Origin of the sequence: Exiguobacterium indicum HHS 31, assembly GCF_001939065.1 — a bacterium.
In the GTDB taxonomy this organism is placed as follows: Bacteria; Bacillota; Bacilli; order Exiguobacteriales; family Exiguobacteriaceae; genus Exiguobacterium_A; species Exiguobacterium_A indicum.
This window is the reverse complement of sequence record NZ_MPSZ01000004.1, coordinates 137,662-151,650: the sequence shown is the minus strand read 5'-3', so window position 1 is coordinate 151,650 and position 13,989 is coordinate 137,662. Positions and strand designations below refer to the sequence as shown.

The following is a 13,989-nucleotide window of genomic DNA, read 5'->3' as shown; positions in this document are numbered from 1 at the left end:
CGTTAAAAAGCAAACGCGACGAGTGCCGCGATCGTCCATGGCAAGATCAAGTTGTCGAGATCGCGATATGAGATGGCTTCGATCAAGGCTGCGATGTTCGCAAGCAAGAAGCCATAACTGACAGCGAGCCAAACCGGTTGTCCATAAAACAAGAACGTCACGGTCAACACGAGGAATGACGCCAAAAACAGGGCGATACTTCCTTCAAAGGATCGCTTCGTCTCACCACGGACGTAAAACGTCTTCCCGAAGCGTTTTCCGACGAGAGCCGCGAGACCGTCGCCCCAAGCAAGCACCATGCTTCCCGCAACAAGCGCCATCGGTTGTCGCTCGAAGAAGAACAGGACGAGTCCCGCTAGAGCGAGTGGATAATAGACCGTTCCGTAAGAAGGACGATCGACATCGTGCATCTGACCGATTCCTTTTCGTAGTGTCACTAGATTTACGACAGCAAAGAATAACAGCGGTACGATCGCAACGTACCAGTGATCGAGCCAGAGCAGCGCAAGAAATACCCAGTGACCGACAGCAATATGAATCCATTTCCGAACCGTCTCGGGAGAAAAGCCGAAACGGCGTCCAATGACCTCCAGGATGACGAGAACTAGCCCGACGATTCCAATCGTGCCAAGAGCAGCTATCCATTCCATCGTCATTCCCCCTTTCTTTCCTATTATTGTACGTTGTTTCAGTTGTCATTTGCCCTATTGAACCTTCATTTGATAACATAAGGTCAAATGACGTCCTAGAGAGGAAGTTTTGGAAATGTATGATGCTCAAGCAGTCCAAACATTATCAAGTTGTCTGCAACGCTTGAACGAAGGAAAAGGAATCGAACCCCTCGTCGCAACGGAAGGCACAGAATTGCCGAAGGTCATCAATCGCTTGAAGCAATTCGATCCATTAAAAAATGGTCTATCTATCAATGAAATCGTTCATTTGGCAAATGCCCTGATCGGCGAACATATGTCAGCGACGACGATCCAGAACTGGACGAAACGTGAAGTCCGGGACATCATCGGCGTACCGCATCGCGGAAAGAAGTACTCGATCAATCAAGCTTCGATCATCTATCTACTGGATGATTTGAAACACCTCTTCTCGTTAGAAGAAACACGAGAACTACTGACGATCGTCTTTAAGAATCCGAATATTGATGAGGATGATTTAATCAGTCCGCTTAATTTTTACCTCGTCTATACGCAACACGCGGAGACAAGTGGTCCGATCGAATTGACGGAGAAGCGTCTCAGACGCTCGCTCGAGCGCATTAACGCTTACCGCCCTGAAACTGTCCACGTTCTCCAACTGTGTCTCTATGCCCGTCGTGTATCGCATTTAACACACGAAGCGAAACAACGTCTCCATCATGTTCTGCAAACGACATGATGAAAAAAAGATGCCATCCATGTCATGGAAGGCATCTTTTTTTATTTAGACGGCTGTCAGTGATTTATAGTGGACGTTGTTCGTCAGACTTTTCAAGACAGAGAGTAGTTCGTACATCGAGAGTTTGTCAGCATCCTTGACGAGACGGTACTCATCACCGTCTTGCAACAATTCAGCAACGACTTCTCCAGCTGCACTCCGTACGGAGAATTTTCCTTTTGTCAGGTCGAAGGAAATCGTGAATGTACCACGCTCATACACGTTGTACTCACATTTCTTCGAGAAGAGCGAAAACTTCTCACGCATTTGACCTACCTCTTGTCCATCATGGTTCATCACGACCCACTTCTTACACGTCGGAATGAACTTACCAAACGCTACCCCTCTACCTTCACCATTCATTACTTGAACACGACCATTCTCGTCGTGTTGAACCGCACCGATCATTTGGTGCGCTTCATCATAAATCGCGGCATGACCTTGCGAAAAAACGCAACCCTGCACATAGACAACTTTGCGCAACAGAAATTCTCCTCTCACTGCTAAAACGTGCTGGTTTTTCGTCCCCAGTTTATTTAGACATCCTGTATAGTTTAACTTTCTTTATCTGTATGATATTTCGTTAACGAAAATGATTATTGCACCGTTTCTCCAAATTGACAACCCCCTTTTGTCGACAATCATTCGACATGTTCAATGCAGGTTCATCTCCTTTGCAAATGCGAGCAATTCTTCCCGATCAATGAGGCGAACCTGATTTGGTTCCGCTAGCTGATATGCAGCTTCCGTAAAGGTCGAATTCGTAACGACCCACCCCTCGTCCATCCCATAGAATGGAACCGAGGCAGCGACCTGTTGAACCGCTTCGAGCCCTACAGCCGCACTATATCGCTTTGCCTGGATGGCAATCTTATACCCTCGTTCATCCTCTATCAACAAATCTGCTCCGAAGTCGCGTGAAGCAGGTGTCAACTCGACTCGATATCCTGCTGTTTCAAATAAATCGGCAAGCCATTCTTCAAATTCTCGTCCTTCCATTCGATCGAGTCGTTTTTCAAGCGACGGCGTTAAAATGGACAAAAGAAGAAAAAGGATACACCCTACTATACTGATGATTAAGATTAAAGGTTCCCAAGAACTCGAAAAAAAATAAGTTCCGAAAATTCCTATCATTGCAAACAAAGCTGCTAGTAACAATCGTTTTCGTTTCAATCGTTTCATCGTGCTTTTCTCCTCTACTTCGTCGTGACCTTTTTTTCACTATACTAAAATTCTTCGTCGGTTGCTTCCTTCAACAGGAAACACGCCTCATCTTGCAGAAGTAAGCTGAGGAAAGACTGTCTTAAAATCCATGGTCGAAGACCAGTCAGGAGGTAGCTCATGGCAGAACATTCATCCCCTTCATCGATACGAATCATTCACGCGACGATACGTGCTATGAAAGACCCCGTTCTTCTAGTCGATGCAAATGGAAAGATTCAATTTCATAATGACGCGTTTCAACACCAGTTCATGAACGCTCCGAATATCGAAACCATTCAGGAGCTGTTTCCCATCACGGATGATTTCTTTCCATTACAGAAGGAAGCCGTCATTTCAACGACATATCAATTAACAGTCACAGCGATTGAAGCGACGGACTATTTTCTTGTCCATGTCGCTCCCCTGAAAATCGAGGACTTATTCAATTCAACACTAGATACTGCTCTATTCATCACCGACTCCGAGTTTCGGATTCAAACCTGTAACGAGGTGGCAAGCACCTTATTTCGTTTCGAGCATGCCGAAGACATCATGGGTCTCCAAGCGACGGTTCTACATGATGCGAAGGAAATCACTACCCGCCGTCAACATCTCGAACAATTGAACTTAAAAGACTTATCGGACGCGCAACTTTTTTTACTGCATGGACGGGAAGCCGAAAATGAATGGACCTATCATCGTTTGGATGGCTCAACGTTCCATGGACGCCTTTATATGACACGGTTACCAAACGATACTTACTTCCTGCTCATTCAGGACATCACACCGCAAAAACAAATCGAATGGCATCTGACGAAAAGCGAACGCCGCTTCCGACTCTTCTCGGAATCCGTCGTTGAAGCCGTCATCTTTCATGACCACGGAATCATCATCGATGCCAATCGCGCAGCAGAAGTCATTTTCCGGACGAAACTCGAGAAAATGAAAGGCAAGACGACGCTTGAATTGATTCATCCGGATCATCACGCGCGTGTCTTGCAACGCATCGAGGAGCATCGAGAAGAACCATACGAAGTTCTCGGTCAACGTGCCGACGGAACCTCTGTCGAAATCGAAGTCTTCCCGCGTGAAATCATCTACAACAATATCCGGATGCGTGTCGCCGTCGTTCGTGATATTACCGAACGAAAAAAGATTGAGAAAATGCTTGAACGCGAAAAAAATGCCATCATGCGTCAGCGTGATATCACACAATCGATTCTTCAAGCATCCAATGAAGGTTTCCTACTGACAGAAGAGGATGGAAGTTTCATCTTCATGAACGTCAAAGCACGCAAATTACTCGATGTCCCAGGCATTGCACCAAGTAAGATTCAAGAACGAATCAGTCTGATTCCGAATCTCGATTTGAACACTCGATTCGAGATGCTCCGACAAGTAGAAGAATTACTCGCCGGAAAACATTCTGAACTATCGTTTCGTTTCACGTTACAGCGACCAAATGAGTCCAGTCCACTTTATTTCGAATTTTATGCGACTGCGATCAAAAAGGAGAAGAGCCGCATTTCTCGTCATGGCTTCCTATTTGTTTTCCGTGACCGGACAGAGGAAGCGAAGATGGATCAAGTAAAAGACGAACTCGTCAGTACAGTATCGCATGAGTTGCGCACGCCACTGTCCTCCATTCTTGGCTATATGGAATTACTACGATATAAAAAACAATCGGCTGATCGAATCGAACGGTATGTTGAGATCGTTCACGAAGAGACGAAACGATTGACGACGCTATTAAATGAGTTTTTAGACATTCAGCGTCTAGAAGGTGGAAAACAGGAGTATACCTTCACGTCGTTCTCGTTACGCGATCTTCTCGCATCAACCGTCGATGCCTATGGTGAGACCGTCGAGACGCATCGAATTGATCTAGAACTACCAGAGGATCCTGTTCTGATTTTTGCGGACGAGCACAAAATCAAGCAGGTGATCTTGAACTTGCTTTCGAACGCCATTAAATATTCTCCACAGGCGGATCATATTCGAGTCATTCTTTCAGCCAATCCGGAACAAGCAACGTTCTCTGTGACAGATCATGGACTCGGCATTCCACAAAATGCTTTTGAAAAGCTCTTTACGAAATTTTACCGGGTCGATAACTCAGACATCCGGAAAATCGGCGGAACCGGACTCGGACTTGCCATCTGTAAGGAAATCATCGAATCACACGGAGGTGCGATTTCCGTTGAATCAGAAATCAATGATGGTTCGACGTTCACCGTTGTACTCGAACGTGATCCAAGAAAGGAATGGAATTGATGCGGACCTACTTCATGACGGGTTTCCCCGGTTTTTTAGCGACCAAACTGATCGAACAACTGGCACGTGTACCGGATCAAATCGCTTGTTTTCATTTGCTTCATTTACCGTCAGAGCGAAACGCAGCTGTTAAGCGACGCCAGGATCTTCTAGAACGTACATCCTTACGATCGGAGCAACTTGTATTGCACGAAGGCGATATCACGGTCGAACAGCTTGCTTTATCATCAGAGGCGCGGATGATGTTGCAACAAGACGTCACACACATCTTTCATCTCGCGGCGCTATATGATTTAGCAACAGCATATGAACCCGCCTTTCGGATCAATGTGATCGGTACCGCGAACGTGACACAGTTTGCTCATACGTGTCGAACCTTAGAGCGTTACATTTACTTCAGTACAGCGTATGTCTCGGGTCTTCGTTCTGGAATGGTTCTAGAAGATGAGTTACAAGCAAGTACCTTTAAAAATGCTTATGAAGAAACGAAATATTTAGCAGAGGTACGTTTCCGTAAAGAAATCGGAACGATCCCCTATACGATCATCCGTCCTGGAATCGTCGTCGGTCATTCCGAAACGGGCGAAACACCGAAATGGGACGGGGTGTATTTCGTTTTGAACGTAATGCGTCTCCTGCAATCCTTCGCTCCTCTTCCATACCCAGGTCGAGCAAATGCACTCGTCAATCTCGTGCCCTATGATTACGTCATTGAAGCGACTGCTTATCTCAGCCATGCACCGGTCGGAAGAAATAAGACCTATCATCTGACGGATCCATTCCCACATGGCGCACGCGCGATTTTTGAGATGTTACACGTCGCCTATTATGGACGTTATCCGCGCGGAATCGTTCCGTTTCGACTCGTTAGCACGGCATTGACTCCAGCTGTCGCGAAACGACTTCAGATGCAACGGCAGACACTTGACTACTTCATTCATCCCGTTCAATATGACACGACACATGCCTTACGTGACTTACGGGACACTGGTATTATTTGTCCAGACCTTGCAGAAACGATGCCTCGACTCGTCCAGTATTACCAAACACACGCAACACACTAAAAAAGTCCAATCGTTCTTCCACAAGGGAAGTCGATTGGACTTTTTAAATCGGTTACCCGATCAACATATTTTCTTTTGGATAACGAATCGTCCGGTCTCGTTGCGTCGCGAACGTGAACAGAATCGTCAAGGAGCCGACACGTCCGAGTAGCATCATGAACATGATCAAAAACTTACCAAAGCTATTGAGCTCAGCTGTTACGTTCAAAGAAAGACCAACTGTTCCAAATGCCGAAACGGTCTCAAAGAATAGACCAATAAAGGAAATATTCGGCTGGGTCAATGCCAGGAACGTCGTGATCAAAGCGATGAACAATAAACTGAAGACAGCAATCGCATATGCCTTTTGAATCGCCTGCGTCTGAACGGTCCGACGCATCAAAACCGTTTCACGCTGTCCGCGTATATACGTCCAGACATTCTTCAAGATGACCGCTGCCGTCGTGACCTTGATCCCGGAACCTGTTGATGCGGAACCTGCCCCGATGTACATCAAAACCATCATCAAACCGATCGAGAGCGGCACCATCGTCGTTAAATCGATCGTCTGGAAACCAGCCGTTCGTGTCGTGACGACTTGGAAGAACACGATATGGAGCGCACTGAAGAACGATTCATCTTTTAATGAACCCAAGTTCGAAACCCATTCGTAGAGCATCATTGCTAAAACACCTAGTCCATTGATGACGAGTAGTGATAGCACCATCAATTTAGAATGGAGCGAAATTTTCTTGAAGTTTCGTTTACCAGCGATATCCGCGATGACCGTAAAACCAAGACCACCAATCATCAAGAGCGCTGCAATCGTCAGAATGAATGTCGTATCTTGTTGGAAACCGATTAGATTATCACCCCATAGTGCGAATCCTGCATTGTTGAAGGCAGATACGGCGTGGAACAAACCGTAATAGAGTGCTTTTCCGAAGCTGTATTTGTATTGAATGAACAAATCAAGCGCAATCAAAAACATGCCGACGATCTCAACGAGGACCGTCGTGACGATGATATTACGAACGAGACGAATCGTTCCGCCCGGACTATCGAGATTAAACATCTCTTGGATAATGATCCGCTGACGAATCCCGATTTTTCGTCCCGTGACGCTGAGCAAGACGAGCGCGATCGTCATGAATCCAAGTCCACCGACCTGAATTAAGAGCATCATGATGATTTGACCGAGTAAATTATAGGATTCGGCAATATTAATCGGTGACAGTCCTGTGACGGTTCCTGCCGATGTCGCAACGAATAGGCAATCGATGAATGATACATCTTGCCCCTCTTGTTGTGAGATCGGAAGCCACAATAAAAAACCACCCAGTAAAATCGTCAATGTGAAGCCCGTTGCGATGAAACGTGCTGGTTTATCGAATAGCTGATGATACATCAATTCACCTAAACGCCCGAAGCGTGCGAGTCGTGAACGTCTTTTATGCGAGAACATCTTACTCCCCCTAGATTGTTTTCAGACAGAATTGTCTTTATCATACTCCCTCGAATTAAGAAGTTCTATCGAAATATGCAATCGACTAAACGTTTTCGTATTTTTTTGGTAAACTAGATAAAAGTGGACGTGTAATCATTAAAGGAGGTTGAGGGAAACAGTGGACCCTAAGACGGCTGATCATTCGATTGAGGATGTCTGGCGAAGGCTGGAACGACAATCACAATGGATGCCTGCGCAATTGTATTATCAATTCGAGGAACTCTTATCATTACATTTGGAGCAACCGATTCTAAATGAATTGTATCAAGTGTTAAAAAAATACGACGTACTGACCGATATAGAGCGTGACGAACGAAACGAAAGCATTCAAATGCTAATCGACGAAAACGGCGCTTGATTCTCGGTTTTTGGATTTCCGAGCAGAAGAAGTGTCTTCTGCTCTTTTATTTTTCGTTCCTATACGGATTACATACAGAAAGGTGGCACACATCAATCATGGATATCGTGTCGATCATCGGGATCATTCTTGGTCTCATCACACTAGTCGGAGGTATGATCTTAAAAGGTGCTCCTCCCGTCGCTTTGCTTAACCCAGCAGCCCTCGTCATCATCTTCGTCGGGACAGCAGCTGCCATCATGATTTCCTTCCCGAAGGAACGATTGAAAGTCTTACCTGCCTTGTTTAAAGTCATCTTATTTGAACAAAAGCTGATGACGAAACAAGTGTTGCTCGGACAATTTCTGACACTCTCGACGCAAGCACGTAAAGAAGGTCTGTTATCTCTCGAATCAGCACTTGAAGAAGTCGATAATGCCTTCATGAAGCGTGGCGTCATGATGGTCATCGATGGACAACCATCCGAATATGTCGAGGACGTCATGACACGCGACCTCGAAAACATGACGGAACGCCATCATGCAAATGCGAACATTTTCACGCAAGCTGGAACCTATGCTCCAACGCTTGGGGTTCTCGGTGCCGTTGTCGGTCTTGTTGCCGCCCTATCCGATTTATCGGATATCGAAAAATTAGGTCACGCGATTTCAGGTGCCTTCATTGCGACGTTATTCGGGATTTTCACCGGATACGTCCTATGGTTCCCGTTCGCAACGAAGCTGAAGCAAAAATCAGCAAGCGAGATTCAGCTGTATGAAATGATGATTGAAGGGATTCTCTCGATTCAAAACGGTGAATCCCCGAAGAACTTAGAAGATAAGCTACTCGTGTACCTGACACCGAAGGAGCGTGCGAACTATGAAGCGGAAAAAGAAGCCGCATGACGAACATATCTCCGAAGGCTGGTTAATTCCCTACGCCGACTTATTGACCTTGCTTCTCGCGCTCTTCATCGTTCTGTTTGCTTCGAGTAATGTCGATGCCGTCAAGTTAAAAGCAATGTCCCAGTCGTTTAGCTCCGTCTTCAACGGTGGTTCAGGGATGATTACGAATAGCTCACTCTCTACTCAAGAAGAAGAGGATTCGAAAAAGCTCGATGCACGGACAAAAGCACAAAGTTATGAAATCGCAGAACTCGAAAAGATTAAGGAAGAAGCCAATCAATACATCAAAAATGAACAACTTGAGAAAGACATCAAGGTCGAAATCACGAACGAAGGACTTGTCTTTACGATTCGTGATCGCGCGTTGTTCTCACCAGCTCAAGCAGAAGTAAAAGGACGCTCGCTTCAAATCGCAGAAGGCATGAGTGCACTGCTCGTCAAAGCAGGGCAACGTCAAATCCAAGTCTCTGGTCATACGGATAACATCCCAATTAATACAGCACAGTATCCGTCGAACTGGGAACTGAGCGCGGACCGAGCGATCAGTTTCATGCGTGCCTTACAACGGAACCCAAAGCTTGAACCAAAACGCTTCACCGTCAGCGGTTACGGAGAATTCCAACCGATTGCGTCCAATCAAACGGAAGCCGGTCGTAGCAAAAATCGCCGTGTCGAAGTGTTAATTCGACCATTGATCGACTTAAAAGCGAATGTACTTGACGAAACAAAAGTTAAATCCTGACCATTAAAAAGACTCCTTCGTGGTAGACACGAAGGAGTCTTTTTAATAATACGGACGAATCATGATATAGACGATGACGCCCGTTAAGCTGACGTATAACCAAAGCGGCATCGTAAAGCGTGTCCACTTTTTATGCTTCTCGAAGTTTTGATTCACAGCGTGCGCGAGTGACATCAAGACGAGTGGGACGATGACTGCAGCTAGAATAATGTGCGTAATCAGAATGAAGAAATAGACAGGGCGAACGAAACCTTCGCCTCCGAATTTCGTCGATTCACTGACGGCATGATACGTGACGTACGAAATTAAGAATAAAGTCGTCGTCGTCATCGCACCACCAATGAAGCGACGATGATTCACCCGATTGCCACGACGAATGGAAACCCAAGCACCGAGCAACAGCATGAAGGTAAAACTATTGAAGATGGCATTCAAAAAAGGAAGAAACGTCCAATCGAATCCTGAATCAACTTGTACAGGTGGTGCAAAGAATAAAAGCGCCACGAGCAGATTGATGACAAGCGTCAACAGGATGACGAGTGGGACGAAATTCCGTTTAGTAGCAGGTTGTTGCATGTATCATTCTCCTTGTTTCCAGTCGAAATAACGTTTCAACCATTTTGGGATCGGACCAGCGAATAGACGTTCACGCCAGTAGACATCAGCAGCACGCTGAACCGCAGCACCACGGATCGGATACGGATGGACGACACGCGACAATTGACCGACCTTATCTTTACGTGCCATCGCATAGACGACTTCTTGCATCCACTCACCTGCTTGTTCTCCGATTGCATGTGCTCCAATCAGTTTTCCACGCTTATCGGCGATGAGCTTGACGCGCCCTTCCGTCTGACCATTGATGACGAAACGATCGACTTCATCGAGACCGGTCTGATAGACCTTGATCTCTCCATGTTTCTTGCGTGCCTCGTCTTCCGTCAATCCGAGATGGAATAATTCAGGCGTCGTGAATGTGACCCACGGAACCGCTCGATAATCCGGCTTCGTCCGTAGACCGAATAAAGCATTCGTAACGACCGTTTTTCCTTCAAGTCCTGCGACGTGCGTAAATGGGAGCGAGTTGATCGTATCTCCAACCGCAAAGATGTGTCGCTGACTTGTTCGAAGTGAACCATCGACTTGGACGAATCCTTTCTCGACGTGTACACCAGCTCGGTCGAGACGTAGTGCTTCGATGCGTGGCTTACGACCGACTGCGACAAGCACGGCATCCGTTTCAATGACACGTGATTCGCCGTTTGCTTCAACCGTCACTTCGATGCCCCCGGCCGACTTGCGGACGTGCGTGACCTTCGTATCGAGATGTAACGTCAATTCTTGTTCGAGCTGACGTTGAATGACTTCGACCATGTCACGGTCTTCTTTTCCGAGTAACGTCTTCATTCCCTCGATGACCGTGACTTCTGTTCCAAGATGCGCATATGCTTGCGATAACTCAAGACCAATCGCTCCACCACCGATAACGAGCAGTCGCTCCGGACGCTCCGTTAATTCGAAGATCGTCTCGTTCGTTAAATAATCAATCGTATCGAGTCCATCAATCGGTGGAATGATGGGTTGAGATCCCGTCGAGATCGCAAACTTCTCACCTACGACAAGCTGTCCCGCCACTTCCACTTCATGAGCACTGAGGAATGTCGCTTCTCCGATATAGACATCGACACCAAGGTCTTCGAACCGTTTCGTGCCATCATGTGATTGAATGATGTTACGTGCTCGATCGACGCTTGCTTTCGTTTTCGAATAGACCGCATCCCCGTTCAGCGTCACGTTATATTTTTCAGCCGTTCGCTTCATGACATGGACATCGTGCGCCGCTTCGATCAACGCCTTTGAAGGAACACAACCATAGTGGAGACAATCTCCGCCTAGGTGCGTATGCCGTTCGATCAGTGCGACGTGCGCGCCAAGACTTGCTGCACCAGCAGCAATCGTCATTCCGGCTGCCCCACCACCAATGACAACTAATTGATAGGTCTTCATCGCAAGCCCTCCTCGTAACGACGTGTGATGTCTTCCATCCGTTTACGGTTGACGCCCCAGTCGGAGTATCCGACACGCGATGCCGAACGGAAATGAATCACTTGTGCGGCTTCATCGAAGTAAAATTCGACGTCATCCTTGAAGCGAAAGACTTTACTCGTGAAGATGGCATGGATGTATGCCCCTTCCTCCTTGACGACTTTGACGCGGTCGAGGCTTTGTAGGATACGTAAGAGTTGGAACTTCGAATCTGCAAGCGTTCCTTTGAACGGGAGCGGACGCATTTTCATATCCTGTAGATCGGTTTGAGTAGATACCGCGTTCGGTTTTCCAGAGAGCGGTTGAAGCGTACCATTTGAAACACCAAGTGCCATGACTGATTCCTCCGTTTCCTATCATCTGATCCATTTCGTACTATAATCCACTTAACTTTACCAGTTTCTGTTTCACTCTGCCCGTCTCAGTGTTTACGCTTTCGTGACAGGTAGCAGAATCGTCGCAATGACGCCGCCTTCCGGCTGATTATCAATGAATAGCTTGCCTTCATGTGCTTCGACGAGTTCTCGACAAATCGATAGGCCGAGCCCTGTTCCACCCTTTCCTTTTTGCACTTGATAGAATTTTTCTGTGACGTGACGTAAGTGCTCTTTCGGAATCCCGGGACCTTCATCACTGAAGGAGAGGAACAATACACGCTCTGAACGAACGAGTCGAATGGTGATCGTGCCACCGACTGGAGAAAAGCGGATCGCATTATCAAGCAGGTTCAAGAAGACTTGTTTCAATCGGTTTTCGTCGTATAGACCGACGACTTGTGCCGGTAACTTCTGTACGATCTGGACATTTTTTTCTTCCAGCTTTTGACGCAGTTGCGCCGTCACGGTCTCGATGATTTCCGTCAAGTTGACTTCCTGACGGTATAAGACGAGCCGACTCGTCTCGAGTTTCGAGAAATCGAGTAGCTGCTCAACGAGCGAAATCAAACGCTCCGTCTCCGAATGAATGATGCCCATCCCAAGCGACGCCTCTTCCGGCAACTGATCCTGTTCGACGAGTAACGTTTCACTCCAGCCTTTGATTGATGTCAGCGGTGTCCGTAATTCATGGGAGATACCAGAAATGAATTCATCTTTCAACGTTTCCTGCTGTTTAATCTGTTGTCCCATATAATTGATCGTCCGCGCTAGTTCTCCAAGCTCGAACGAGTATTCCTCGTTCACCTTGACGTCGTAATGCTGTTTCGCGATTTGATCCGATGCACCGATGACTTCTTGAATCGGTCGGACGATCGACGAGACGAGACGTGAGGAATAGATGAAGGCAAGTCCCCAAATTACTGTACCCAGGAGGACGATCGCTAAACAAATTTCGATCACACGTCGATCGATTCGCTCAAGCGACGTCGTATAACGAAGCGCTCCCGTCGTCTGACCGAACGACACGACAGGTTCTGTTACTTCCAGTAAATGTTCTCCCGTCGCCTCATCGTCATATCGTTTCGTGACAGTCTGCCCCGCTCTTACTTGATTGATCGCCGCTCGCGTCAACTTACGTTCCGAGATGAATCCGGTCGAAGAGTAACGCGGAATCCCTGTCGCATCCAACACTTCGATCTCAGCGTCTGGATAAGCGTAAGAATCAAGTACGTCATGGATCGTCGCTTCTGAATCGGCGTAATCATAAGCAAGGCCACTATTCGCAAATAAGACAGCACTCGCATTCGCATGACGTTTCAAGACATCCGTCGCCGTCACGTAGTAATAGTTATAGGTCACGAACGAGAGGATCCCGATGACGAGTAAGACTGTCACCGTGATAATCGTCATGAACCGCATTAATATCTGGCGCTTCATTCTTCGTTACGCCACTTGTATCCATGTCCCCACAATGTCTCGATGAACTTCGGTTCCGCTGGATTTTCTTCGATTTTTTGACGAAGACGGCGAATGTTGACATCAACCGTCTTCCGATCACCAAAGTAATTCTCACCCCATACCGCATCGAGTAATTCATCTCGCGACATGACTTGATCTTCGTTTTTAATGAAGTGGCAAAGTAAATCGTATTCAGTTGGTGTCACTTCGACGTCGACACCTTCTTTTTGGACGCGCTTCGCGCCTAAATCAATCCGAAACGGTCCAGAGACGAGTTCACGTGGCTGTTTTCTGCGACGTAATGTCTCTACCCGTCGCAGGAGCGACTGGATGCGCGCGAGTAGCTCTGCTGGACTGAATGGCTTCGCGATATAATCGTCCGCTCCTACGCTCAGTCCCATGACTTTATCCTCTTCTCGTGTCCGTGCCGTCAGCATGATGATCCCGACGACTTCATCCTTTGCCCGCGCCTGTTCACAGACGGCAAAACCGTCGACTTCTGGCATCATGATATCGAGTAACAGAATGTCGAAGGTTTGTTGATCAAACCGCGCAAGCGCTTCTTTCCCATTTTCCGCCTCGATGACATCATAGCCTGCTCGTTTCAAATTAATGACGATGAAACTGCGAATCGCATGTTCATCTTCGGCTACTAGTATTTTGGTCATT

At 46.9% G+C, this 13,989-nt stretch carries 15 protein-coding genes; 6 read left to right on the top strand and 9 right to left on the bottom strand.

Going from position 1 to position 13,989, the window contains the following annotated elements:
- Positions 1–2 precede the first annotated feature (2 nt).
- The gene (locus N179_RS11555; protein ID WP_075642915.1) at positions 3–650 is read right to left on the bottom strand and encodes a diacylglycerol/polyprenol kinase family protein; all 648 of its coding nucleotides are present in this window, start codon (positions 648–650) and stop codon (positions 3–5) included.
- A gap of 115 nt (positions 651–765) precedes the next feature.
- Between N179_RS11555 and N179_RS11550 the strand changes: the two genes are divergently transcribed.
- Positions 766–1,389, top strand: coding sequence for a DUF1836 domain-containing protein (locus N179_RS11550; protein WP_023469690.1), 624 nt, complete (start codon positions 766–768; stop codon positions 1,387–1,389).
- A gap of 45 nt (positions 1,390–1,434) precedes the next feature.
- Here the strand turns inward: N179_RS11550 and N179_RS11545 are convergent, their stop codons facing one another.
- Both N179_RS11545 and N179_RS11540 read right to left on the bottom strand, forming a co-directional pair.
- The gene (locus tag N179_RS11545; protein ID WP_023469691.1) at positions 1,435–1,911 is read right to left on the bottom strand and encodes an LURP-one-related family protein; all 477 of its coding nucleotides are present in this window, start codon (positions 1,909–1,911) and stop codon (positions 1,435–1,437) included.
- Positions 1,912–2,082: 171 nt separating this feature from the next.
- Complete coding sequence (locus tag N179_RS11540) at positions 2,083–2,610, bottom strand: restriction endonuclease (protein ID WP_023469692.1); 528 nt, start codon at positions 2,608–2,610, stop codon at positions 2,083–2,085.
- Positions 2,611–2,769: 159 nt separating this feature from the next.
- Between N179_RS11540 and N179_RS11535 the strand changes: the two genes are divergently transcribed.
- The gene (locus N179_RS11535) at positions 2,770–4,905 is read left to right on the top strand and encodes an ATP-binding protein (RefSeq protein ID WP_058265673.1); all 2,136 of its coding nucleotides are present in this window, start codon (positions 2,770–2,772) and stop codon (positions 4,903–4,905) included.
- Entirely contained in the window at positions 4,905–5,969 is a 1,065-nt protein-coding gene (locus N179_RS11530) for an SDR family oxidoreductase (RefSeq protein WP_075642914.1), read from the top strand. Before N179_RS11535 ends, N179_RS11530 begins: the two co-directional genes overlap by 1 nt.
- A gap of 52 nt (positions 5,970–6,021) precedes the next feature.
- On the opposite strand, the gene N179_RS11525 is transcribed toward N179_RS11530, so the two are convergent.
- A complete protein-coding gene (locus N179_RS11525; RefSeq protein WP_035395598.1) occupies positions 6,022–7,413 on the bottom strand; it encodes a TrkH family potassium uptake protein in 1,392 nt (463 codons plus the stop codon).
- Positions 7,414–7,573: 160 nt separating this feature from the next.
- Between N179_RS11525 and N179_RS11520 the strand changes: the two genes are divergently transcribed.
- The 3 genes from N179_RS11520 to motB all read left to right on the top strand — a co-directional run bounded on the left by N179_RS11520 (position 7,574) and on the right by motB (position 9,439).
- Positions 7,574–7,813 carry a hypothetical protein gene (locus tag N179_RS11520; RefSeq protein WP_023469697.1) on the top strand — a complete coding sequence of 80 codons (240 nt, stop codon included), beginning with the start codon at positions 7,574–7,576 and terminating at the stop codon, positions 7,811–7,813.
- Between the two features lie 98 nt (positions 7,814–7,911).
- Complete coding sequence (gene motA, locus N179_RS11515; protein WP_023469698.1) at positions 7,912–8,697, top strand: flagellar motor stator protein MotA; 786 nt, start codon at positions 7,912–7,914, stop codon at positions 8,695–8,697.
- Positions 8,672–9,439, top strand: coding sequence for a flagellar motor protein MotB (motB, locus tag N179_RS11510; protein WP_075642913.1), 768 nt, complete (start codon positions 8,672–8,674; stop codon positions 9,437–9,439). The genes motA and motB overlap by 26 nt, the downstream gene beginning before the upstream one ends.
- A 42-nt stretch (positions 9,440–9,481) precedes the next feature.
- Here the strand turns inward: motB and N179_RS11505 are convergent, their stop codons facing one another.
- The 5 genes from N179_RS11505 to N179_RS11485 form a co-directional block, all read right to left on the bottom strand.
- A complete protein-coding gene (locus N179_RS11505; protein ID WP_075642912.1) occupies positions 9,482–10,015 on the bottom strand; it encodes a DUF420 domain-containing protein in 534 nt (177 codons plus the stop codon).
- Between the two features lie 3 nt (positions 10,016–10,018).
- Positions 10,019–11,446, bottom strand: a complete 1,428-nt coding sequence (locus N179_RS11500) for a dihydrolipoyl dehydrogenase family protein (protein ID WP_029342906.1) — start codon at positions 11,444–11,446, stop codon at positions 10,019–10,021.
- Positions 11,443–11,820, bottom strand: coding sequence for a DUF1499 domain-containing protein (locus N179_RS11495; protein WP_023469702.1), 378 nt, complete (start codon positions 11,818–11,820; stop codon positions 11,443–11,445). The genes N179_RS11500 and N179_RS11495 overlap by 4 nt, the downstream gene beginning before the upstream one ends.
- A 93-nt stretch (positions 11,821–11,913) precedes the next feature.
- Positions 11,914–13,299 carry a sensor histidine kinase gene (locus N179_RS11490; RefSeq protein WP_023469703.1) on the bottom strand — a complete coding sequence of 462 codons (1,386 nt, stop codon included), beginning with the start codon at positions 13,297–13,299 and terminating at the stop codon, positions 11,914–11,916.
- The gene (locus N179_RS11485) at positions 13,296–13,988 is read right to left on the bottom strand and encodes a response regulator transcription factor (protein WP_075642911.1); all 693 of its coding nucleotides are present in this window, start codon (positions 13,986–13,988) and stop codon (positions 13,296–13,298) included. The genes N179_RS11490 and N179_RS11485 overlap by 4 nt, the downstream gene beginning before the upstream one ends.
- Position 13,989: the final 1 nt, after the last annotated feature.

Coding starts and splice junctions, on each gene's coding strand:
- N179_RS11495 (WP_023469702.1), bottom strand. CDS start 11,820: ATGGCACTTGGTGTTTCAAATGGTACGCTTCAACCGCTCTCTGGAAAA.
- N179_RS11485 (WP_075642911.1), bottom strand. CDS start 13,988: ATGACCAAAATACTAGTAGCCGAAGATGAACATGCGATTCGCAGTTTC.
- N179_RS11530 (WP_075642914.1), top strand. CDS start 4,905: ATGCGGACCTACTTCATGACGGGTTTCCCCGGTTTTTTAGCGACCAAA.
- N179_RS11555 (WP_075642915.1), bottom strand. CDS start 650: ATGGAATGGATAGCTGCTCTTGGCACGATTGGAATCGTCGGGCTAGTT.
- N179_RS11540 (WP_023469692.1), bottom strand. CDS start 2,610: ATGAAACGATTGAAACGAAAACGATTGTTACTAGCAGCTTTGTTTGCA.
- N179_RS11490 (WP_023469703.1), bottom strand. CDS start 13,299: ATGAAGCGCCAGATATTAATGCGGTTCATGACGATTATCACGGTGACA.
- motB (WP_075642913.1), top strand. CDS start 8,672: ATGAAGCGGAAAAAGAAGCCGCATGACGAACATATCTCCGAAGGCTGG.
- N179_RS11505 (WP_075642912.1), bottom strand. CDS start 10,015: ATGCAACAACCTGCTACTAAACGGAATTTCGTCCCACTCGTCATCCTG.
- N179_RS11535 (WP_058265673.1), top strand. CDS start 2,770: ATGGCAGAACATTCATCCCCTTCATCGATACGAATCATTCACGCGACG.
- N179_RS11500 (WP_029342906.1), bottom strand. CDS start 11,446: ATGAAGACCTATCAATTAGTTGTCATTGGTGGTGGGGCAGCCGGAATG.
- motA (WP_023469698.1), top strand. CDS start 7,912: ATGGATATCGTGTCGATCATCGGGATCATTCTTGGTCTCATCACACTA.
- N179_RS11550 (WP_023469690.1), top strand. CDS start 766: ATGTATGATGCTCAAGCAGTCCAAACATTATCAAGTTGTCTGCAACGC.
- N179_RS11525 (WP_035395598.1), bottom strand. CDS start 7,413: ATGTTCTCGCATAAAAGACGTTCACGACTCGCACGCTTCGGGCGTTTA.